Below are 21,269 nucleotides of genomic sequence, written 5' to 3'. Positions count from 1 at the left end.
GCATGAGAACGCTAGACAATACCCTTGGAGACAGCAGCAACGCCGGTGTCTCAGGTCCTATCACCCGCGGCTCGATCATCGCGCGCCTTGAGCGCCTGCCGACGAACGCGATGCAGATTCGCGCGCGTCTGCTGATCGGTCTCGCCACGTTTTTCGACGGCTTCGACGTGATCGCGATCGCGACGACGCTGCCGATCCTGATTCACAAATGGGGGCTCACGCCCGGACAGATCGGCTTTCTGATCGCGTCCGGATCGATCGGCCAGCTCGTCGGCGCGTTCCTGTTCCCGTGGTACGCGGAACGCGGCGGGCGCGTGCGCGCGATCGCGATCAGCTCGGGGATCATCGGCGCGGCGAGCATCGCCTGCGGGTTCGCGCCGACCTATGCCGCGTTCGTCGTGCTGCGCATCGTCCAGGGGCTCGGCCTTGGCGGCGAGCTGCCGGTTGCTGCGACGTACATCAACGAGATCAGTCGCGCGCATGGCCGCGGGCGCTTCGTGCTGCTGTACGAAATCGTCTTCCCGATCGGGCTGCTCGCGTCGAATGCGCTCGGCGCATGGATTGTGCCGCGACTTGGCTGGCAGGTGATGTACTTCGTCGGCGGCGCGCCGCTGATCCTGTTCTTCGTGCTGCGCCGTCTGGTGCCCGAATCGCCGCGCTGGCTGGCCGAGCGCAAACGGATGGCCGATGCCGACCGCGCGGTGCAGGCATTCGAACGCGCGGCGAAGGGTACGCTCGCGCCGATCGAGGACGCCGCCGCGTTCGAGGCGCTCGTGAACCGCCATCCGCGGCGGCGCCTCGGCGACCTGTTCGGGCCGGCGTATCTGAAGCGCTCGCTCGCCGTCGCGATGCTGTGGATGACGTGCGGCTTCATCCAGTACGGCCTGTCGACGTGGCTGCCGACGATTTACCGCACGGTCTATCACGCGCCGCTGCAGCTGTCGCTGAATCTCGCGGCCGTCGCGTCGGTGCTGGGCGTGCTCGGTTCGCTGACGTGTGCGCTGCTCGTCGACAAGGTGGGGCGCAAGCCGATCATCAACTGGTCGTTCTTCGCGTGTGCGCTGTCGCTCGTGCTGGCCGGCGTGTTCCATCATGCGTCGGTGTATGTGGTCGCGACCTGCTGCGCGCTGTCGCTCGGCTTTCTCGCGTGCGGATTCATCACCGCCTACGTGTACACGCCGGAGCTGTATCCGACCAGCATCCGCGCATTCGGCTGCGGGGTGGGCGGCGCGTGGCTGAAGGTCGCGGCGATTTTCGCACCGGCCATCGTGTCGAAGACGATGGTCGGCGGTCATCTCGACATCGCGTTCTATATCCTCGGCGCGGTGCCGTTCCTCGCCGCGCTGGCAGTGCATTTCCTTGGCATCGAGACGAAGGGGCGGGTGCTGGAGCAGCTGGAGGCGTAGCGCGTTTGAACGCGCCGCGCCAGGGCATAGGACTCGCGGCCGCGGAGCCTATGCCTCGATCGGGGTGACTGACGCTTGAATAACCCTGTGGCTTGAATCACCCTGTGCCAGCAGACCCGCCAGGCTGGCCTTATGCGGCGAATCGCCACGCAACCACGACAGGGCGCCCCGGCGGGCGCCCTTTTTCCGTGTACGGGGATTGTCTTTCGCGCTTCGGGCAGCACCGCGCACGCGCGGCATCGCTGCCGCAGCGCTAATGTTTCGCGCCGGCGGCCTGCCGCAGCGTGTCGCGCACGCGCCGGGCGACGAGCAGCGGAATGTAGTCGAATACGCGCGCATTCGTCTGGAAATCGGCGAGCACGTGCGCGTAAATGCCGGATACCGTTTCCGGCGGCGTATTGGTTTCAGCGGCAATGGCCTGCACGACTTCATCGACCGAGGGCTGAGGCTGGGCCATGAAACTCTCCGTGTGGGGTGGCGCGGGGCGTGCTATCGAGGTTCCATTACAGGATGCGTTCAGCCCGGATGCCAATTGAATCGCCCTATCAAGCGTTTGCCACATGGCGGCTTCGGCTTTCGGCAATGAAAGGGAAGGATCGCAAGCGGGGAAGCCGGAAGTCCCTGCGCGGCGGGACGACCCGCATCAGTCGCGCGGGTCGATGCCGTTCCAGCGGCGCGCGAGCGCGAGCATCAGCGGCATCAGCGCGGCCCAGCCGAGCGCCAGCGCGGCGAAGGCGTGCAGCGGCACCGGAAACCGCACGGCGCCAAGCGCCGCTCCGGCGCGAAACGACAGCGGCCCGGCCACCGCGCCCAGCAGGGCGGCGAGCCACAGCCGCGGTTTCAGCCAGCCGAACAGCGCATTGAACTGGATGGCGAACAGCGCCCACAGCGCGAGGATCCACCACGGCGCGGTGCCCGCGATCAGCGTGCCGTTCGGGTACACGAGCAGACCGGCGCGCACGAGCAGGCTTTCCCAGACGGCGCCGACCAGCACCGCGGCCGCTGCGAGCTTCAGTTCGGGCACCGGCCGTGCGGCACGCGACGCATGCCAGACGAGCGCCGCGGCCACGAACAGCCCGCCGATCCACGCGCGATCGCGCGCCGCACTGATCACGCAGACGAACCAGCCTGCCTGGCCCACCACCAGGTAGGTCCACGTCTGAGCGGCGCGGGCGCGCGGTGGATGCGCCCGGAAGAGACGGCGTGCGTTTCGCGTCGACATCGGATCGGAAGCAGGTGGGGATGGCGGGGACGCGCATCCGCGAAGCCGCGTCGCGCGTATCAACAGCATATCGACTGCCCGAGGTTAACATGCGCCGCCAGGTCTGTGCCATTGTGCTTGCCCTCATGCTGATGCCGCTGCTGAACGGCTGCTCCAGCGCACCGCCCAATCCGAACCCGCGCGCGGACGTGCCGCTCGCGACGGTGCCGCTCGATCTGCCCCGCTACATGGGGCGGTGGTACATCATTGCGAACATTCCGTATTTTGCGGAGCGCGGCTTCGTCGGCAGCTACGCGCAGTGGGTGCTGCGCCCGGACGGCAAGATCGACGACTCGTATTACGGCCACAAAGGCAGCTTCGACGCACCGCTGAAGCATTACCAGTTCCTCGACACGCCGGTGCCCGGCAGCGGCGGCGGCAAATGGAGCGTGCAGCTGTTCTGGCCGGTTCACGTGACCCAGTTGACGCTGTATGTCGACCCGGACTACCAGTACACGATCCTCGGCTATCCCGGCAAGAATCTCGGCTGGATCTTCGCGCGCGCGCCGCAGATCAGCGACGCGACCTATCATGCGTTGCTGGCGAAGCTCGATGCGATGGGCTACGACACGTCGCGCTTCCGGCGCGTGCCGCAGCGTCCCGACCAGATCGGTCAGCCGGGCTTCGCGTCGCCGCACGGCAAGGACTGAGCGCGCGGCGGCGGCCGTGCATCCAGTCGGGCGCCGGCTGCGTATAAAGCAGCATCGTCACCCTGTGAGGAATCGATGCCTGTCGTTGCCGCTGCTGCCATCGCGCTGGTCGGGCTCGTGCTGCTCTTCACCGCTGTCTGGGCCTGGCAACTGAAGTCGCACAACGCCGGCATGGTCGATCCGGTCTGGGCGGGGTCGCTCGGCGCCGTCGCGCTGCTTTATGCCGGGCTCGGCACCGGCGCGCCGTCGTGCCGCGCGCTGGTGGCGCTCGGCGGACTCGCGTGGGGCCTGCGCCTCGGCGCGCACCTGTGGCGGCGCAACGCCGGGCAGCCCGAAGACGCGCGCTACCGGCGTCTGCGCGAGACGTGGGGCGAGGCCGCGCCGCGGCGCATGTTCGCGTTCTTTCAGGTGCAGGTGGCCGTGTCGATGTGTCTGTCGGTCGCGTTTCTGGTGCCGGCCTTCCGCACGGGCGCGCCCGCGGCGGCCTCACTGGTCGCGGCCGTGGCGATAGGGTGCGTGTCGGTCGCCGGCGAGGCGCTGGCCGACCGGCAACTGCAGCGCTTTCGCGACGATCCGCGCAATCGCGGCCGCGTCTGCCGGGACGGTCTCTGGCGCTATTCGCGGCATCCGAATTATTTCTTCGAATGTGTGCACTGGGTGGCGTATGTGTTTTTGTCGATCGGCTCGCCGTGGGTCTGGCTCACGTTGCTGCCGCCGCTGCTGATGGCCTGGCTGCTGCTGAAGCTGTCCGGCATTCCGCTGCTCGAAGCGCATCTCGCGCGCACGCGGCAGGGGTACGCGGAGTACATGCGCACGACGAGCGCGCTGATTCCCTGGCCGCCGCGCCGCACGCCGCGCGACTAGCGGCTGGCGGCGCGCCGCGACCAACACAGAAGGCATTGCATTGACGGCAGGCCGGCCGCTTCGGCCGGGACAAGAACAGGGAGAAACGACGATGAGTGTGCCGACCATGGACCAGACCTTGCCGCCGCCATCGCCCGCGTCGTCCGACGACGGCTGGCTGATTCGCTGTTGCGAGCGCGGTTTCGTGCCCGATGCGCTGATTCGCTTCGGCATGCGTCAACTGATGCGCCAGCGTTTGCGCGACGAAGGCGCTGGCGACGGCGAAGCGCGCTCGGCGCGCCTGAATCAATTGCTCGACGAGCTGCGCGCGAGCCCGATCGCCATCGAAACCCAGGCTGCCAATGCACAGCACTACGAAGTACCGGCAGCCTTCTTCGACGCGCATCTCGGACCGCATCTGAAGTACTCGTGCTGCCTCTACCCGCAAGGCACCGAGATGCTCGGCGACGCGGAGGCCGCCATGCTCGCGCTGTATGCGGCGCGCGCGCAGCTTGCCGACGGTCAGCGGATACTCGACCTCGGCTGCGGCTGGGGCTCGTTGTCGCTGTGGCTCGCCGAACGCTATCCGTGCGCGCAGATCGTCGCGCTGTCGAACTCGCAGGGGCAGCGCGCCTTCATCGAGGCGCGCGCCGCCGAGCGCGGCCTGTCGAACCTGACGGTCGTGACCGGCAACATCGTCGATGTCGAGTTCACGGACGCGCAGCGGGGCGACGGCTTCGACCGCGTGGTCTCGATCGAGATGTTCGAGCACATGAAGCACTACGGTCTGCTGCTCGCGAAGATCGCGCGCTGGATGCGCGCCGACGCGAAGCTCTTCGTGCACATCTTCGCGCATCGCACGCTCGCGTATCACTTTCAGGTGAAGGACGGCAGCGACTGGATGTCGAAATACTTCTTCACCGGCGGCACGATGCCGTCCGAGAACCTGCTGCTGAACTTCCAGGACGATCTGCGCGTCGAGCGGCAATGGTGGGTGAGCGGCACGCATTACGCGCGCACCGCGAACCAGTGGCTCGCATCGCTCGACGCGGCGCGCGCGCGCGTGATGCCGATGCTTGCCGACACCTACGGCGCGCGCGATGCGGCCCTCTGGCTGCAGCGCTGGCGGATGTTCTACATGGCGGTGGCGGAACTGTTCGGCTTCGCGAACGGCAACGAATGGGGCGTCGCGCACTATCGCTTCGTGAAGCGCTGAGGCGCGCGGGGCACTCGACAGGCGCCGCCGCGCGGCGGCATACTGCGCGAACCGCACCGTTCGTGCCCCGCCGTTTGCCCCGCCTTCACGGAATGCCCGATGAGCGACACCATCCCCTTCATTGCCAACCGCTTTCAGCACAACGCCGCGTATTACCTGCAAGGCCGGCCTGCGTATGCACCGGGGCTGATCCGGCGCGTGGCGGCCGCCTGCCGGCTCGACGGCCGTCAGCGTCTGCTCGATCTCGGCTGCGGGCCGGGCCCGCTTGCGCTGGCGTTTTCCACGTATGTCGCGAGCGGCGTCGCGCTCGATCCCGAGCCGGAGATGCTGCGCATCGCGGCGGCGCTCGGGCTCGCGATCGCGCCGAACATCGCCTTCCGGCAGGGCAGTTCGTACGACCTGTCGCCGGCAATCGGACGCTTCGATATCGCCGTGATCGGCCGGGCGTTCCACTGGATGGATCGGCCCGACACGCTGGCGCGTCTGGACTCGCTCCTCGAACCGGGGGGCGCCGTGGTGCTGTTCGGGACCACGGCGCCGGACGACCCGACGCTGCCGTGGATGGCGCAATACCGCGCGCTGCTGGAGGAGTACGCGGGCGAAGACCCCGCGCGCAGGCAGCGCAAGGCGCAGGGATGGCGAAGCCACGATGCGGTGCTGATGCAGTCGGCGTTCAGTGCGCTCGAACGCGTCACGGTAGTCGAGAAACGGCGCGTGTCGCTCGATGCGCTGCTTGCGCGCCCGCTGTCGATGTCGAGCCTGTCGCGCGAGCGGCTCGGCGCGCAGCTCGATACGCTGCTCGATCGGGCGCGCGCGTTGCTCGAACCTCACGCGCAGGACGGCTGGCTCGACGAGCGGGTCGAATCGGGTGCGTTGATCGCGCGCCGTTAGCGCGCATGCGGGATGCCGCATGCGGTGTGCCGCGTCAGCCCCCTGTGGGCGACGTATGCCCGAGCACGCCGGCGATCGTCAGCACCGCCAGCATCGCGACCGCCTCGATGGCGAGCAGCCGGTCGAAGCGGCGCTGGGCGGGCTCGGCGTCCTCGCCTGCCGCGACCGCCGCGCGCAGATGCGGCAGGCACACCATCCGGTTGTAGCCGCCCAGCAGCACCGCCAGCGCAACGAACGCGAGCTTCAGGGTCAGCAGCTTGCCGTAAGGGACGCCCAGCAGCGGGCCGTTCAGATGCGCGGTGTCCTGCAGCGTGTTGTAGATGCCGGTGACGACCACGACGGCGAGTGCTGCCGTCGCGAGTTCGGACAGGCGCGTGCAGAACCGCAGGCGCGCGAGATCCGTTTCCGCGTCGGCGCGCGGCCAGCGCCGCAGCAGCGGCGCTGCGACGATCACGCTGCCGGCCCACAGCGCCGTCGCGCCCAGATGCACGACGTGCACCCCTTCGCGCAGCGTGAAGTCGCCGGAGTCGGCGGCGTGGCTCGTGGCGGCCTTGCCCGCCGCGTAGGCGAGCAGACCGAGCGCCGCGAGCACCATCGCGCCGCCGCCTTTTCGCGTGCCGCCGCAGCAGGCGATGACCGTGCCCGCGAAGGCGACCGACCACGCGGCGCCGTAGTGGGTTTGCGTCAGCACGGGCGCCAGCGCCGCGCCCGCGCCGGCGAACGGCGCTCCGCTCATGATCGCCGCTTCGAGCCACAGATACAGCAGCAGCGCGAGCGCCAGCACGCCGAGCGCGCTGCCGCGCGCACGCGCGAGCGCCGTGCGCCCGCTCGGATGCGGCAGCAGCATGGCGCGGCAGGCGAGCGCGCCGGCAGCGAGCGCGCACAGCACGTCTTGCGCGGCCTGCGTGACGATCTGCGCGACGACGAGCGGATCGGCCACGCCTATTTCACCGTAAAGTGATAGTGACCCTGCGTGCGATGGCCGTCTTCCGCGACCGCGACCCACGCGACCGCATAGTCGCCCGGCACGAGCGGCTTGAGCGCGACCGACATGTGCTTCTTGTTGTTCGCGTCGACGACGGCCTTCGCGCTCGTCACCGGGTGGCCGTGCGCGTCGGTCACGGCGATCGAGCTGAAGGCGGGTTCGAGGCCATCGTCGAAGTCGATGGCGACCGTGCTGGTCGACGCCGGCACGGTCGCGCCCGCGCCGGGCATTTCGTGGGTGGGGTACGCGTGCGCATGCGCGAGTTGGGCGGCGCCGAGCGCCAGCGCGGCGACGAGGCCGCGCACCGTCAGGGTTGGCTTGAGAGAGGGGTTCATGATCAGTTGAAGAGAGGTTTGCCCAGGGAGTTGGGGAAGCTGTCGTCGAAATACAGATGCGCGTCGAACAGCACGCCTACGTGATCGCCGCTCTGATGATTGACCGGAATCATCGCTTCGACGCCGAACTGGCCGTAGCGGTTCAGCCACAGGAAGCCCGGATTGAGCGTGCCGGTCGTCTGGCCCGAGCAGGCGCCCGCCGTGCAGGTGCTCATCGGCGCTTCGACGACAAGGTACAGGTTGCTGAACGGCTGCGGGATGCCCAGATTCTTCACCTCGTCCTGCAGGTAAGGAATGCTGTACTGCAGCGTGAGGCCCCAGCCGAACGAGTCCGGACCGTTGGCCGACGTCGTCGTGGTGAGGTTCGGGCCGAGTTCGGCGGTCACGGCGAACGGGCGAAGGTACGACAGTGCGGACGGCAGATCGCCGAAGCCCTTGCCGAGATAGACCTCGGGGGTGAAGGTCGAATACGCGTTCGCGATCGATTTCGCACCGGTGCCCCCGATCTCGCTTTCCAGCCCGATCGACGCCATGAATTCGTGCGCGGCGTTCGCGTAGATCATGTACTTCACGCCGAGCGTCACGTTGTCCCAGCCCTTGGCCGAACCGCCGTCCGGATCGTTCTGGCTCACGTAGTCGCCGGCGATGCTGAACTGGAAGTTCTTCGTGATCGTCTTGTCCCATTCGTAAGATACGGTGTTGACGTTCATGTCGTCGCCGTTGTCGTCGGGGGTCTTGACGTGGCCGAACTGCGTGTCGAACTCGTCGCCGACACCGGGGTCATCGACCGTCAGCGTGGCGGGAAAAACGCGGTCGCCGACCACCGCGTGCGCGAAAGCCGCCGGTGCACCGGCGAGGCAGGCGGCGCCGACGGCGGCACCCAGTGCGGCGCGCGCGGGCGTCGCATGCCGTGTGAAAAACATGCGCATGATGAGGTCCTTCTCAAGTCGTCTCGATGCTGCGCGCGTGCGCAGACGTGCCGCCGCTGCCTGTGCAGCGCGGCGTTTGTTGTGGTGCGGATCGACTCAGGAGAAGGCGGGGGGCGCGCGCGGCAGCGCGGCCGTATGGCAAAGCGGGACGTGGAGCGCCGCGCGCACGGCGCGCATGGGTGCGCGCACAACCAGTTGCGTGGCCGCGAATACCGCGACGATGCCGGGCAGTACCGGCAGATGCGCGAGCAGCCCGCAATAGCCGCACGCCTGCCAGTGATAGCCGGACGCGGGCGCGCTTTTGCCGGCGTCGCCGGGATCGGACGGCGGCTGTTGTGCGGAGCAGTAGGAGGCGAGTGCGTCGCCGAGACGGTCGTGCGCGGCGAGCGTTTGCGACACCGTCGGCGCGAGCGTGCTCATCAGGATTGCAAGCAATCCCAACCAGCTGCCGATTTTCTGGAGTCGTAGGCGTAGCATGCTGCGCGTCGCGCAAGGCCGGAACGGGGGAACGGAGCGGATTATGCCACGTGCGCCCCATGCCGGACACACGATTGTTGCATACCGCGGATCGCGCGCGATGCACCGCCCGTATGTCCCGGTTGCGCACGAGCCCCTGCATGCACGGCCGACGCGATGCGCCGTTTCATAGGAAGATTCGGGATGTGGCATCGTGTCGCAATGACGTGGCGCGTCGCGCCCATCCCCGCGCGGTCGCCTGGCGAACCGCACGCGCGCCGGTCCGCGCTGGAATAAACGGCGGCCTGCGCGCGTTAGCAGACAGGGCGTATCGTATCGTTTTCAAACCGCTTTCAATGCAGTGCGGCTTATCCGCACGGAACGGCTCATGAATACTCCGACTCACGCGTCGTCCGCGATGGTGGACGACCCCGGCGCGGCGACGCGCTACACCCGCGTGGCGATGCTGCTGCACTGGCTGATCGCGATCCTGATCCTCTGCAACGTCGTGCTGGGTCTGAGCGCCGGTTCGCTGCCGGACGCCTGGGTGCGTCCGGTCATCGACACGCACAAGTCGATCGGCATTACCGTGCTCGGCCTCGTGCTGCTGCGCATCCTGTGGCGCCTGTCGCACCGGCCGCCGGCGTTGCCGGCCGTGTTTCCCGACTGGGAGCGCAAGGCCGCGCACGTCGCCCATGTGCTGTTGTATGTGCTGATGATCGCGCTGCCGCTGTCGGGCTGGCTGCACGACTCCGCGTGGAAAGACGCGGCAACGCATCCGATGCGGCTGTTCAACCTGTTTCCGTGGCCGCGCATCGGCTATGTGATGCATCTGAACCCCGCGCTGAAGGAAACGCTGCACAACCGCTTCGGCGAACTGCATACCTGGCTCGGCTACGCGCTATATCTGCTGCTGGCGCTGCACGTCGGCGGTGCGCTCAAGCACGAATGGGTCGACCGGCATTCGGTCATCAAGCGGATGATTCCGTCGCGCGACAACCGGTCGCGCGACGTCTCGTGACCGAAGGCACCCGTATCTTGAAGAGCACTCTGGAACAGGCGCTGGCGCTCGCTTCGCCGCGTATCGTGCCGCGTCGCGCAACGCTCGCGAGCACGCTGATTCATCTGGCCGTCGTGGTGTTATGGCTGCTGCTGTTTGCGCGCGCGTTCTTTCTGCACGGCGTGGTGGCGTGGTCGACGGGTATCGCCTACGTGATCTACGACACGCTGCTGCTCGTCTTCGTCACGCTGAAGACGTGGCCGCTGTGCCGGCCGCCGGCACCGCCGGATCCGGCTGCGCTGCAGCGCGCGCGGCCCGAGATGGGCGCGATCGTCGCGGCCCATAACGAAGCGTCCGTGCTGCCCGTGACGCTCGCCGCGCTGCTGCGCCAGACCGGCGGCCTCGCGCAGATCGTGATTGCAGACGACGGCTCCAGCGACGGCACCGCGGCGCTGCTCGGCGCGCAGTTCGGCCTCGTCGCGCCGCCCGAAGGCGAACTGAGCGCGCCCAGCACGCGGTACCCGAACCTGTACTGGCTGCGCTTGCCGCACGGCGGCAAGGCACGCGCGCTGAACGCCGCGATCGCGGTGATGACGACCGAAACCGTGATGACCGTCGATGCCGATACGCTGCTCGACGACGACGCCACGCTTGCAATGCGCACGGCGTTCGCCGCGCAGCCAGGGCTCGTCGCGGCGACCGGCATTCTCGTGCCGCTGTGCGGACGCACGCTGTCCGGGCGCGTGTTCCAGTGGTTCCAGACTTACGAGTACATGCGCAATTTCGTGGCGCGCTATGCATGGATGCGCGCGGACAGCCTGCTGCTGGTATCGGGCGCGTTTGCGTCGTTCCAGCGCGAAGCGCTGGTGGCGGTGGGCGGCTTCGATCCGCAATGTCTTGTCGAGGACTACGAACTGATTCACCGCCTGCGGCGCTATGCGGTCGATCATGGCCTCGTCTGGGACGTGCGCGTGGTCGGCGACGCGCAGGCGCGCACCGACGCGCCAGGCACGCTCGGCAGTTTCCTGCGGCAGCGGCGCCGCTGGTTTGCGGGCTTTCTGCAGACGCAGTACTGGAACCGCGACATGACCGGCAATCCGCGCTACGGCACGCTCGGCCTGCTGATGCTGCCGGTGAAGGCGTTCGACACGATGCAGCCGGTCTACGGGCTGACCGCGTTCGGGCTGCTGCTCGCATTCGTGTTCGGCGGGCACGGCGGGCTCGTGGCGGCGATTTTCGGCGTGATCGGTCTGAAGACCGCCCTCGATCTCGCGTACTACGTGTGGTGCATCCGTCTGTACCGCCGCTGGACCGGTCAGATGGCCGGCACGAGCCTGTGGATGACGATGGCCGCCGCGCTTGCCGAGCCGTTCAGCTTCCAGTTGATCCGCCATACCGGCGCCGTGCTCGGATGGCTGCATTTTCTGCGCGGCGGCCGTGCATGGGGTGCGCAGCGCCGCACGGGCCTCGTCGCGCACGACGAACCCTGACGGCGCCGCCGCGCCGGCACGCGTGCGCTGCGTCCGGCCTCGGGAATCAGCTTTCCGCACTGGCGCGGCGCGCGTCGCGCCGCCGCAGCCGCGAGCCGGCGAGCGCGATCGCCGCGCCGGCCACGCCCATGGCCGCGGACAGCAGCACGATCAGCATCGCGGTCTGTCCATGCCGGGAAAAGACGCCGACCAGCAGGCCGGCGAGCGGCTGCGTCAGGTTGTTCAACAGGATGATCACGCCGGTGGTCTTGCCGTAGTCGCGCGGCGGAATGATCTGCTGGCGCGTGCTGCGGATGTAGACGTTGAACATCTTGTCGAAGCCGGTGATCAGCACGAAGCCGAGTGCGTAGCCCCATGCGTCGCGGCTCGCGCCGGCAATCAGGCCGCCCGCGCAGATCGCGACGAACGCGAGCAGCCCGAGCGTCTTTCGCGACAGCGACACTCGCGCGATCGCCAGCAGGATCACAACGGTCGCGATGGCGCCGAGCGTTTGCAGCACGGTGTAGAAGCGCTCCGACTGATGATGGATGCCGGTGACCATCGCGGCCGACGTCGCGAGCGTGACGCCGATCACGAGGTTTTCGGCAGCAGCGAGCATCACCACGCGCTGCAATCCGGGGAGTTGCCGCAGATGGCCGAGGGCGGTCGCGAACGGCTGTGCCCAGTGGCCCGGCGCGGGATGCGACGCCGCCGCCCGAAAGCCGCTCGTGCGCTGCCACAGCACGAACGCGACGTCGGCGAGCAGGAACAGCCCGGCCGCGCAGCCGGCCACGTATTCCCAGCGCCACGCGACCAGCAGCAGGCCGGCCAGCATCGGGCCGAGCACGACGCCGAGCTGGTCCGCGAGCTGCGAGTGCGCGAGCACGCGCTCGAAGCGCTCGCGCCTGAAGACCTGCGGCAACAACACCTCGCGTGCGACGAACCCCTGGCTCGTCAGCACGCCGCAGCAGGCGGACAGCGCGATCACCCAGCCGATGCCGCCGCATAGCGCGTAGCCCGCGATGCCCGTGGCACAGCAGAGCGCGCGGCATGACTGGCTGATGCGCATCAGCGTGAGCGGCGAGAAGCGGTCGGCGAACGCGCCGAATAGCGGAAAGAACGCATAGCGCGGCAGCGCTTCGGCGAAGAAGGCGAGGCCGGACCACGCGACCCGGTGGGTGGTCTGGAATACGACGAGCGGTACGAGGAAGAGCAGGATCTGATCGGCCAGCCGCGCGAAGAATAGCGAGCCGTAGAAGGCCTGATGGGATACGCGCACGGTTGACGGTCCTGTGAAGGAGGAGCATGCGGCCGGCTTCGCAAGGGGGGGCGCGCCGCCCCGCTCGGGCGATGTGCGGATGATAACGGCAAACCGTGCGCAGCCGGTCCGGCGCGATTCCCGCGACGGCGCATTGCATGGATTGCGTGCCGGCGACGCCGCATGTATCGTGGCGCGTACGACACGCGGCATGCGGACACACCGCGTGCGCGATCCTCTCTGGGCAACGATCATGTACCCGTCAATCGAACCCTACCGGCACGGCTTTCTGGATACCGGAGACGGACATCGGCTCTACTGGGAGCTGTGCGGCAATCCGGCCGGCAAGCCAGCGGTGTTTCTGCACGGCGGACCGGGGGCCGGCTGCAGCGCCGTGCACCGGCGGCTCTTCGATCCCGCGCGCTACAACGTGCTGCTGTTCGACCAGCGCGGGTGCGGCCGCTCGCAGCCTCACGCGAGCCTCGAAAACAACACGACCTGGCATCTGGTCGACGACATCGAGCGGCTGCGCGCGCTGCTCGGCGTCGAACAGTGGCTCGTGTTCGGCGGGTCGTGGGGCAGTGCGCTTGCGCTCGCCTATGCGCAGACGCATCCACGGCGCGTGAGCGCGCTGGTCGTGCGCGGCATCTTCACGCTGCGGCGCGCCGAGCTGCTGTGGTACTACCAGGAAGGCGCCTCGTGGCTCTTTCCGGATCTGTGGGAAGGATTTCTTGCGCCGATTCCGCCTGCGGAGCGCGGCGACCTGATGGCGGCTTACCGGCGTCGCCTCACCGGCGCGGACGAGCCTGCGAAGCGCGAGGCGGCGCGCGCGTGGAGCCGCTGGGAAGGCAGCACGATCACGCTGCTGCCGAACGACGACCTCGCGGCGCACTTCAGCGAAGAGACCTACGCGCTGGCGTTCGCGCGGATCGAAAATCACTACTTCGTAAACGCCGGCTTCATGGACGAAGGCCAGTTGCTGCGCGACGCGCATCGGCTTGCCGGCATACCGGGCGTGATCGTGCAGGGCCGCTACGATGTGGCGACGCCGGCGCGCAGCGCATGGGAACTGTCGAAGGCCTGGCCCGAGGCCACGTTGCAGATCGTCGCGGATGCCGGTCATGCATTCGACGAGCCCGGCATCCTGCGGGCATTGATCGACGCGACAGACCGGTTCGCGGATTGACGCGGCGCGCGGCCGCCCAAAACAGACAGACAAAGCAGACCGACACTAGCGGCCGATCGCCGGCGCGCACGGAGAGAACATGAACGAGACCGTATCGCGCAGCGCGCGGCGGATGCTGTGGGCGCTCGGCGCGCTCGCGCTATCCTGCGGCGCGCATGCGCAGCAGTCGCCGCTCGGCATGACGATCGCCACGCGGGGCACCGCCAAGGGCATTCCCGCCTGCATCAGCTGTCACGGCGCGCACGGCGAAGGCAATGCCGCAGCGGGTTTTCCGCGCCTCGCGGGCGTCGGCGCGGCCTACCTCGAAGAACAACTGGGGGCGTTCGCCGACGGCCGGCGGTCGAGCACGGTGATGCAGCCGTTCGCCAAAATCATGTCGCTCGACGGGCGTGTGGCGGTCGCGCAATACTTCAGCCAGCTTCCGCCGCCCGCAGGCATCCGCACGCACGACCCCGCCTCTCCTTCTGCCGCCGATACCGGCGCATGGCTCGCCACGCGCGGCCGCTGGGACGAGGGGCTGCCCGCATGCGCGCAATGTCACGGTCCGGGCGGTGCCGGCGTCGGCACGGCCTTTCCGCCGCTCGCCGGACAGCCGGCCGCGTATATCGAGGCCCAGTTGCATGCATGGCAAACCGGCGCGCGGCCGCCCGGACCGCTTGCACTGATGCCGATGGTGGTCAGCAAGCTCTCGGATGCCGACATGCATGCGGTGGCGGCCTACTACGCACAACAAGGCGGCGACGCGGACCAGGAGGCACACCAGAATGCCCGATAACCCTATCGCGCGGCGGATCGCGCTTGCGTTCGCGTGTGCCGCGCTGCTCGGCAGCGCGGCTGTCGCCGCCCAGACCGCCGGCGCGGCCTCGTCCGCACCGGCGACGCGGGCCGCACCGGCCGACGCGCCGGTCGCGTTCACGCCGCCGCCGGAGAGTGCGATGCCCGCCGGCGAATTCGGCAAGTCCGTGCGGCTCGGCGAGCAGATCTTCGTGCATACGCGGGCGTTCGCCGGTCACTACGTGGGCAACGACCTGAGTTGCGCGAACTGTCATCTGGATGCGGGCCGCAAGGCGAACGCGAGCCCGATGTGGGCCGCCTATATCGCGTATCCGGCTTATCGCAGCAAGAACGGTCACGTGAACACGTTCGCCGAACGGATGCAGGGCTGCTTTCGCTACAGCATGAACGGCAAGGCGCCGCCGCTCGGCGACCCGGTGCTGGTTGCGCTCGAGAGCTACGCGTACTGGCTCGCCACCGGCGCGCCGGTCGGCAAGAAGGTCGTGGGCCACGGCTATCCGAAGCTGCCGCCGCCGCCTCGGAAAGCGGACTACGCGCGCGGCGCGCAGGTCTATGCCCAGCACTGCGCGCTGTGTCATGGCGCGGACGGCGCCGGTCAGCAAAGCCAGGGGGAAACCGTGTTCCCGCCGCTGTGGGGGGCGCGTTCGTTCAACTGGGGCGCGGGCATGCACGAGATCCAGAATGCGGCGGGTTTCATCCAGGCGAACATGCCGCTCGGGCTCGGCGGCACGCTGACCGATCAGCAGGCGTGGGATGTCGCGCTCTTCATGGACAGTCACGAACGGCCGCAGGATCCGCGCTACACCGGCTCGGTGGCGCAGACTCGCGCGCGGTATCACGACACGCCCTATTCGATGTACGGAATGACGGTCAACGGGCACGTGCTGGGTAGCCCCTGAACGCGCCCGGAGCCGGCGTTTGCCAACGCGCAGGAAACGGAGCATCTCCGCTGCGTCGCTAATGCGGCGCGGGCAGGCGTGGATAATGTCGGCTCTTTCAACCGGGGGGCGCACGCGGTCTGCGTCGTCATGAACCGCTCTCGGGCCGCCCAGGCACCCCCGCCGATACGATCAGCCATGTACAAAAAGGGCGTAGCGCTCGAAATCCAGTTTGCCCCCGAGCGGCTCAACGATGCGGCAGGCGATCCTTACTGGATCGATTTGACTCGCGCCGAAGCGCAGACCCTGCTCGACCGGTTGCAGGCGCAACTGAACGCGGAGGGCACGGGGACGTCGGGGCCGCTCGTCGTCAGTCTCGACGACGCGCCGCGCGAGGCTTCGCGGGACGATGCGCGCCGCGCATGCGAAGCCGCGCCCGCCGCCGGGCTTACGCAGTGGGTGTGCGTGATCTGCGGATGGGTTTATGACGAAGCGGCCGGCCTGCCGGAAGAGGGAATCGCCCCCGGCACACGCTGGGCCGACGTGCCCGCGGACTGGCGCTGCCCGTTGTGCGACGTCGGCAAGGATGACTTCGCGTTGGTCGAGTTCTGAGCGGGCGGTCGTGCGTTTAACGCAGGATCGGACAGGAGCAGACCCTCGCCGGCAGATGAGTTGATTAGCATGGCGAAGTATCTGGAACTCGCCGGAACGAGACGGCCGGTTGCCGCGACGAGACGCGCGCAGCGTGGTTTCATCGTGGCGCGGTCAATCCATCGGACGGCAGCCGGCGCACAGCACGCGTTGCCGCACAGCGGCCGCGCGGCCCGGGCCGATCCCGTGTCCGCTATCATACGAACCGGCGCCGCATACCCGATGCGGCGCGAGCCAGTGGCGCGCGATGCGCCCGATTCACGCGGTGAGCCCGTCCATGAATACCCCCTCCGATACGCCAGCCCGTCCCGCGATGCGCGTCCTGACTCCCGTCGAAGCCCGCGTGCTGGGCGTACTGGTCGAGAAGCAGCGCACGGTGCCCGACACCTATCCGTTATCGATGAATGCGCTGACCGCCGGCTGCAATCAGAAGACGGCGCGCGCACCGGTCATGAACCTGACCGAGGCCGACGTGCTGGACGCCATCGAGGGCCTGAAGCGCCTCTCGCTCGTGCTCGAAGGCAGCAGCAGCCGCGTGCCGCGCTTCGAACACAACGTCGCCCGCGTGCTCGGTGCGCCCGGCCAGGCGGTTGCACTGCTCGCGGTGCTGATGCTGCGCGGTCCGCAAACCGCAGCCGAACTGCGGCTGAATACCGCGCGCCTGCATGACTTTGCCGATATTTCGTCGGTGGACGCGTTTCTCGACGAACTCGCGCAGCAGACGCCGCCGCGCGTGGTGAAGCTCGCGCGGACACCCGGCGAGCGCGAGCATCGCTGGATGCATCTGCTGTGCGGCGAGGTCGCGGGCGTCGCGGGCGAGGCGGCGGCGTCTCGCGCCGCGACGCCGGCCGAATCGTCCGACGACGAACTGGCATCGCTGCGGGCCGCGCACCAGAACCTCGCCGACGAAGTCGCACGGTTGCGCGCACAACTTGCGTATCTGGCCGACGCGCTCGGCGTCGATCTTGCGAAGCTGGACCCTGACCTGTCGCAGCCGATCTAAATGCGCGCCGCGGTTTCAGTTGCCCGGAAAGTCCGCGAACGGGTCGGCGGCGGCGCGTTTGGCTTCGGCTCCGGCTTCGGCGCTCAGGTTGTACTCCGCGCGTACCGCGCGCAGCGCGGCTTCGATATCGCGCTCGAAGCCGGCGGCATTGCCGAAGTGCTTCATCGTCCAGTTGCAGCCGGTCTTGTCGGGCGGCTGAGGCTGCGGGCGCGGCACGCGTATTTTCGCGCCGTCCTCGGCCGCGTCGAGCAGACGCTGCAGACGTCGCTGCACTTCCTGCTGCAACTGGGACGCATTGAGGCTCTTGCGTATCATCGACATTCTCCATTATTCAAACATGGCTGCCTGCTTTAAGCGCTTCGTCCTGCTGTTCGCCTGGGCACTGATGGCCTGCGTCGCCGCGTGCGGCGGAGGAGGGGGCGGCGACGGCTCCGCCACGGCTGCCGCAAGCGGTACCGCCAGCACCCCGGCGAGCAATCCCGCCAATGATAGCGTCACGGTGACGGGCAGCACCGCCGTGACGGTTGCGGCGGCACGCAACCTGCCGGCCTCGGCGGTGTGGGCCGTGTATTACGGCAGCGCCGCGCAGACCGATGTCGCGAAGCTCGCGTCGACGTTCAACGTGATCGTGATCGACGCGGACCCGGCCAACGGGTCGCCGGATTTCACCGCCGCGCAGATCGCCGCGCTGAAGGCCAACGGCGCGAAGGTGCTGAGCTACCTGAACGTGGGCGCTTGCGAAACATGGCGCACGTACTGGCAAACCGTGCCGGCCGGCTTCGTATCGTGCGGCGCGAACACGGCTGCGCAACTGGGGCAGTACAGCGGCTACAGCAACGAGTACTGGATGAATGTCGGCAACGCCGATTACCAGCACCTGATCGTCGATTATGTGGCGCCGCGCCTCGCGGCGACCGGCGTGGACGGCTTCATGCTCGATAACTTCGAAATCGTCGGGCACGCGGCCAATGCCGCGCAGGGTCCGTGCGACGCGGCATGCAAGCAGGGCGGCCTCGATCTGGTCGCGCAGTTGCGCAATGCGTTTCCAAACGCATCGATCGTGCTGAATGCGGCACCCGCGTCGGCGCTGAGCGGCGAGAGCGGCGGCGTCGCGTTTCCGATGCTGGTGGACGGCGAGTTCGCCGAACAGGTGTTCGCGCCGTCGACCGACAGCGGGTTGCTGCAGATGCTGCAGGCCTGGCAGCAGACCGAAGCGCAATTGCCGCGCAGCGCGTTCTTCACGGGCTCGCTCGACTATGTCGGCAGTTGCAGCGATACGAGCGCCGCGCAAAGCGACTGGAACGCGAGCCTGGGCGCGGGTCTGCGTCCGGCGGTGGCGACCTCGGCCCTCAACCAGGTATGCTGGTGGCCGTTCCTGCCGGCCGTCACGGGCAGCTGAGCGCGGCCGTGCGCGGGTACGCGCCCGGCACGAGTTCGAGGCGATGCACGGCCGCTCCGGGCAGAAACGGTGTCGCGGCTGCATGCACCCACGCTTCATGGCCAGCCAGAAAATACGGCGACAGCGGATGCCCGGATTCGCCGCCGGGCATCTCGAACAGGCCCTCCTGCTCGTGGCCGGGCACCACCACCATCCGCTCCGATGCGCCGAACGAAGGCGCCTGCACGCGCGGCATGTTGAAGTCGCCGGGCAGCGGCTCGGCCGGCGCGGCGAGCGCGTCGCGCAGCCACGGCAGCCACGCGGGCACAAGGCGCGCAAACGGATGCGCGATCGCCGCGCGGTTGCGTTCGCCCCAGCGCGCGCCAGCGAGCGTTCCGTGCGACGTCGAGGTGCGAATCACCTGATCGATTTGCGCAAGCACGAACGCATGCCAGTTCGCGTAGCGCGCCGGAACCCACGCATGATGTGCGGCGAGCGATTCCATCACCGCTTCGTAGCGCGAACTGGCGGTGCGCACGCTGAGCGCGAGATCCGGCGGAGTGCCGGCGCTTGCGGCGAGGCGCGCATCGAGCGGGCCGAACCACGCATCGTAGAGCGCGAAGAAGAACGCGCGCAGCAGCCGGTAGCCGACCGCATCGATATCCGCGCGGCCATCCCAGTCGAGCAGCCATTGGCGGAATGCGGCGCGCTGCGGATGGCCGCGCAGCGCGGCGTCGTCGAGCGCGTCGAGCGCGACGCGCCGCCAGCCGGCGATCCAGCGCGCGCGGTCGTCGGTCTGCACCGCGAGCAGATCGCGCTCACTGGCGTGCGGGAGTGCGAGCAGATCGTCGCGTATCTGCGTGGCCCGCGCGCCGAGGTCGGTGCCCGCGTCGCCCGCGGGCGATGCCTCGGGCGCCGCGAGCGTGCGATTGTTCGCGGTCCACAGGCGGCCGAGCGGCGGGTCGACGCGCACCGGATATTCGGCGGGCGTCAGGTATCCGTGCCAGCCTGTGTAGCGAGACGATTCGTCGGGCAGATCGTCGATCGCCGCGTAACCCGCCGTGCGCCGCGGCACCGGTCCGGCCAGCGTCCAGCCGATGTGGCCGTGCGCGTCCGCCACCATCACGTTCTGCGTCGGCGTCCCGCTCGTTTGCGCGATGTGCAGCGCGTCGGTCACGCTCGTACAGTCTTCGAGTTGCCGCAGGTTCAGGTTGAGCGCGGCGGGATCGTGCGCGACCCAGCGCAGCGCATAGGCATGCGCGCCGACGACGATCTGTGGGCCCCATTGCGTGTCGATGACCGGCAGGTCGACCGGGGCGCCGCCCTTCACGTCGATGCGTTCATGATGAACCGCCGCGCGCCGCCAGCCGTCGGGCGTGCGGTATTGCAGCGGGTCGGCCGGGTTGCGCTGCAGGTCGATCAGATCGATGTAGCGCCCGTAGCTGTTCGTCAATCCCCATGCGATGTCGCCGTTGCTGCCCGCGATGACGAGCGGCGTGCCAGGCAGGCTGACGCCGGTCACCCGCCGCAGATGTCCGTGCGCGTCCGGCCAGACGAGCGACAGCCGATACCAGATGTTCGGCAGCGCGAGGCCGAGATGCATGTCGCTCGCGAGCAGCGCGCGATGCTGCGCGCCGTGCGCGGCGTCGACAACCCAGCCGTTGCTGCCGATGGCTTCGGCCGTTGCCGGCGACGCGCCGGCGCTGCGCCGCTCGCGCGCGGCAAGCGGCGGGGGGGCCGTCGCGTCGAGCCAGGCGGGGCGCGCCGCGGGCGGCGCGGGTAACGCTAGCGCGGGCGACGACGCATCGTCGAGCGGCGCGTCCCAGTGGCTCGCCGTCGGCAACAGGAACGCGAGCAGGGTAGCAGGCACCTGTTCGCGCAGGGCGGCGCGCGCGAGGATGCGGTTCACCTCGAACGACTGCAGATCCAGATACATCGCATAGGCGACCAGCAGCGTGTCCTCGGGACGCCATGCGACCGGTTGCGTGCGCAACAGCCAGTACTCGAACGGACGCGCACGCAGTGACGCGAGGCCGTCGTTGACGCCTGCCGCGTATCGTTCCAGCAGTTGCCGGTCGGCGGCGGGGAGCGCGCGCAGGTGTTGCTGCGCGAGCGCGCGGAACCGGTGCACGCGGTTGCGCCGGTCGAGTTCGAGCGCCGCCGGCCCGATCAGCGCCGCCATTTCTCCGGCGGCCACCCGGCGCAGCAGATCCATCTGGAAGAAGCGGTCCTGGGCATGCACAAAACCCGTTGCATACGCAACGTCAAGCCGCGTCTGGCCGCGCACGGTCGGCACGCCGAGCGCATCGCGTTCGATGCGCACCGGGGCCGACAGGGGCCCGGCGCGCAGACGGCCATCGAGCGGCGGCAGGCTTGCGCACAGCGTGAGCCAGGCCGCGGCAGCGGCGAGCGCGACGCCGGAGAGCATCGCGAGCAGCAGATACCACGGCCAGCGGCGGCGCGGGTGTGACGACAGGCGGATCATGGCGGAGCACCAACGGGTGGGGGGCGCGGCAGGCCCGCTGCGCGGCCGTACGAACATAGCACACGCGCACGTCGGCGTTCGCGCGCCGCCTGCTCGCGCGCGAAGGCGTATCCTGCAAGACCGGCATGCGGCAACTGAAGCCCGTTACGCCAGCGGCTTTCGCATGCACATGGAGTGCGACATTCACCCACTGG

The 21,269-nt window shown here is 68.8% G+C and carries 22 protein-coding genes; 13 read left to right on the top strand and 9 right to left on the bottom strand.

The window, feature by feature from the left end; all coding sequences use genetic code 11:
• Positions 1–2: 2 nt before the first annotated feature.
• Positions 3–1,406 (top strand): MFS transporter, encoded by a 1,404-nt coding sequence (locus AC3AP7_RS29455; RefSeq protein WP_487363820.1) that lies wholly within the window; start codon positions 3–5, stop codon positions 1,404–1,406.
• 253 nt (positions 1,407–1,659) lie between these two features.
• Here the strand turns inward: AC3AP7_RS29455 and AC3AP7_RS29450 are convergent, their stop codons facing one another.
• Entirely contained in the window at positions 1,660–1,863 is a 204-nt protein-coding gene (locus tag AC3AP7_RS29450) for a DUF3562 domain-containing protein (RefSeq protein WP_487363819.1), read from the bottom strand.
• 186 nt (positions 1,864–2,049) lie between these two features.
• Complete coding sequence (locus AC3AP7_RS29445; RefSeq protein WP_487363818.1) at positions 2,050–2,628, bottom strand: DUF2878 domain-containing protein; 579 nt, start codon at positions 2,626–2,628, stop codon at positions 2,050–2,052.
• Between the two features lie 89 nt (positions 2,629–2,717).
• Between AC3AP7_RS29445 and AC3AP7_RS29440 the strand changes: the two genes are divergently transcribed.
• The 4 genes from AC3AP7_RS29440 (at position 2,718) to AC3AP7_RS29425 (ending at position 6,267) form a co-directional block, all read left to right on the top strand.
• Complete coding sequence (locus AC3AP7_RS29440) at positions 2,718–3,317, top strand: lipocalin family protein (protein WP_487363817.1); 600 nt, start codon at positions 2,718–2,720, stop codon at positions 3,315–3,317.
• Between the two features lie 75 nt (positions 3,318–3,392).
• Positions 3,393–4,181 (top strand): DUF1295 domain-containing protein, encoded by a 789-nt coding sequence (locus AC3AP7_RS29435; protein WP_487363816.1) that lies wholly within the window; start codon positions 3,393–3,395, stop codon positions 4,179–4,181.
• Between the two features lie 91 nt (positions 4,182–4,272).
• On the top strand, positions 4,273–5,376 hold the full coding sequence (locus AC3AP7_RS29430) for an SAM-dependent methyltransferase (protein ID WP_487363815.1): 1,104 nt from the start codon (positions 4,273–4,275) through the stop codon (positions 5,374–5,376).
• A gap of 99 nt (positions 5,377–5,475) precedes the next feature.
• Entirely contained in the window at positions 5,476–6,267 is a 792-nt protein-coding gene (locus AC3AP7_RS29425; protein ID WP_487363814.1) for a class I SAM-dependent methyltransferase, read from the top strand.
• Between the two features lie 34 nt (positions 6,268–6,301).
• Here AC3AP7_RS29425 and AC3AP7_RS29420 read toward each other — a convergent pair whose 3' ends face one another.
• From AC3AP7_RS29420 to AC3AP7_RS29405, 4 genes are all read right to left on the bottom strand, one after another.
• Positions 6,302–7,207, bottom strand: coding sequence for a copper resistance D family protein (locus tag AC3AP7_RS29420; RefSeq protein WP_487363813.1), 906 nt, complete (start codon positions 7,205–7,207; stop codon positions 6,302–6,304).
• A 2-nt stretch (positions 7,208–7,209) separates the two neighbouring features.
• A complete protein-coding gene (locus AC3AP7_RS29415) occupies positions 7,210–7,587 on the bottom strand; it encodes a copper resistance CopC family protein (RefSeq protein ID WP_487363812.1) in 378 nt (125 codons plus the stop codon).
• A gap of 2 nt (positions 7,588–7,589) precedes the next feature.
• Entirely contained in the window at positions 7,590–8,516 is a 927-nt protein-coding gene (locus tag AC3AP7_RS29410; protein ID WP_487363811.1) for a hypothetical protein, read from the bottom strand.
• A gap of 96 nt (positions 8,517–8,612) precedes the next feature.
• A complete protein-coding gene (locus AC3AP7_RS29405) occupies positions 8,613–8,936 on the bottom strand; it encodes a DUF2946 domain-containing protein (protein ID WP_488324844.1) in 324 nt (107 codons plus the stop codon).
• Between the two features lie 424 nt (positions 8,937–9,360).
• Between AC3AP7_RS29405 and AC3AP7_RS29400 the strand changes: the two genes are divergently transcribed.
• Positions 9,361–9,993: a cytochrome b gene (locus AC3AP7_RS29400; RefSeq protein WP_487363809.1), complete on the top strand. Its 633-nt coding sequence runs from the start codon at positions 9,361–9,363 to the stop codon at positions 9,991–9,993.
• A 17-nt stretch (positions 9,994–10,010) separates the two neighbouring features.
• Complete coding sequence (locus tag AC3AP7_RS29395) at positions 10,011–11,462, top strand: glycosyltransferase family 2 protein (protein ID WP_487363808.1); 1,452 nt, start codon at positions 10,011–10,013, stop codon at positions 11,460–11,462.
• A 46-nt stretch (positions 11,463–11,508) separates the two neighbouring features.
• On the opposite strand, the gene AC3AP7_RS29390 is transcribed toward AC3AP7_RS29395, so the two are convergent.
• Complete coding sequence (locus AC3AP7_RS29390; RefSeq protein WP_487363807.1) at positions 11,509–12,720, bottom strand: MFS transporter; 1,212 nt, start codon at positions 12,718–12,720, stop codon at positions 11,509–11,511.
• Positions 12,721–12,952: 232 nt separating this feature from the next.
• Between AC3AP7_RS29390 and pip the strand changes: the two genes are divergently transcribed.
• The 5 genes from pip to AC3AP7_RS29365 all read left to right on the top strand — a co-directional run bounded on the left by pip (position 12,953) and on the right by AC3AP7_RS29365 (position 17,212).
• Entirely contained in the window at positions 12,953–13,885 is a 933-nt protein-coding gene (pip, locus tag AC3AP7_RS29385; RefSeq protein ID WP_487365054.1) for a prolyl aminopeptidase, read from the top strand.
• Positions 13,886–13,964: 79 nt separating this feature from the next.
• Positions 13,965–14,660: a c-type cytochrome gene (locus tag AC3AP7_RS29380; protein ID WP_487363806.1), complete on the top strand. Its 696-nt coding sequence runs from the start codon at positions 13,965–13,967 to the stop codon at positions 14,658–14,660.
• Positions 14,650–15,579: a c-type cytochrome gene (locus AC3AP7_RS29375; protein WP_487363805.1), complete on the top strand. Its 930-nt coding sequence runs from the start codon at positions 14,650–14,652 to the stop codon at positions 15,577–15,579. The genes AC3AP7_RS29380 and AC3AP7_RS29375 overlap by 11 nt, the downstream gene beginning before the upstream one ends.
• Positions 15,580–15,756: 177 nt before the next feature.
• Positions 15,757–16,170, top strand: coding sequence for a rubredoxin (locus tag AC3AP7_RS29370; protein WP_487363804.1), 414 nt, complete (start codon positions 15,757–15,759; stop codon positions 16,168–16,170).
• Between the two features lie 316 nt (positions 16,171–16,486).
• Positions 16,487–17,212, top strand: a complete 726-nt coding sequence (locus tag AC3AP7_RS29365; RefSeq protein ID WP_487363803.1) for a YceH family protein — start codon at positions 16,487–16,489, stop codon at positions 17,210–17,212.
• A 15-nt stretch (positions 17,213–17,227) separates the two neighbouring features.
• Here the strand turns inward: AC3AP7_RS29365 and AC3AP7_RS29360 are convergent, their stop codons facing one another.
• On the bottom strand, positions 17,228–17,527 hold the full coding sequence (locus tag AC3AP7_RS29360) for a hypothetical protein (protein WP_487363802.1): 300 nt from the start codon (positions 17,525–17,527) through the stop codon (positions 17,228–17,230).
• A 22-nt stretch (positions 17,528–17,549) separates the two neighbouring features.
• Between AC3AP7_RS29360 and AC3AP7_RS29355 the strand changes: the two genes are divergently transcribed.
• A complete protein-coding gene (locus AC3AP7_RS29355) occupies positions 17,550–18,611 on the top strand; it encodes a glycoside hydrolase family 191 protein (RefSeq protein ID WP_487363801.1) in 1,062 nt (353 codons plus the stop codon).
• On the opposite strand, the gene AC3AP7_RS29350 is transcribed toward AC3AP7_RS29355, so the two are convergent.
• Positions 18,598–21,075, bottom strand: a complete 2,478-nt coding sequence (locus tag AC3AP7_RS29350; protein WP_487363800.1) for a penicillin acylase family protein — start codon at positions 21,073–21,075, stop codon at positions 18,598–18,600. The two genes, AC3AP7_RS29355 and AC3AP7_RS29350, sit on opposite strands and share 14 nt — an antisense overlap.
• Positions 21,076–21,269: the final 194 nt, after the last annotated feature.

This window comes from Paraburkholderia sp. PAMB 6770 (assembly GCF_057748135.1).
The sequence above is the reverse complement of the archived record's forward strand: the minus strand, read 5'-3'. Positions and strand labels throughout refer to the sequence as shown.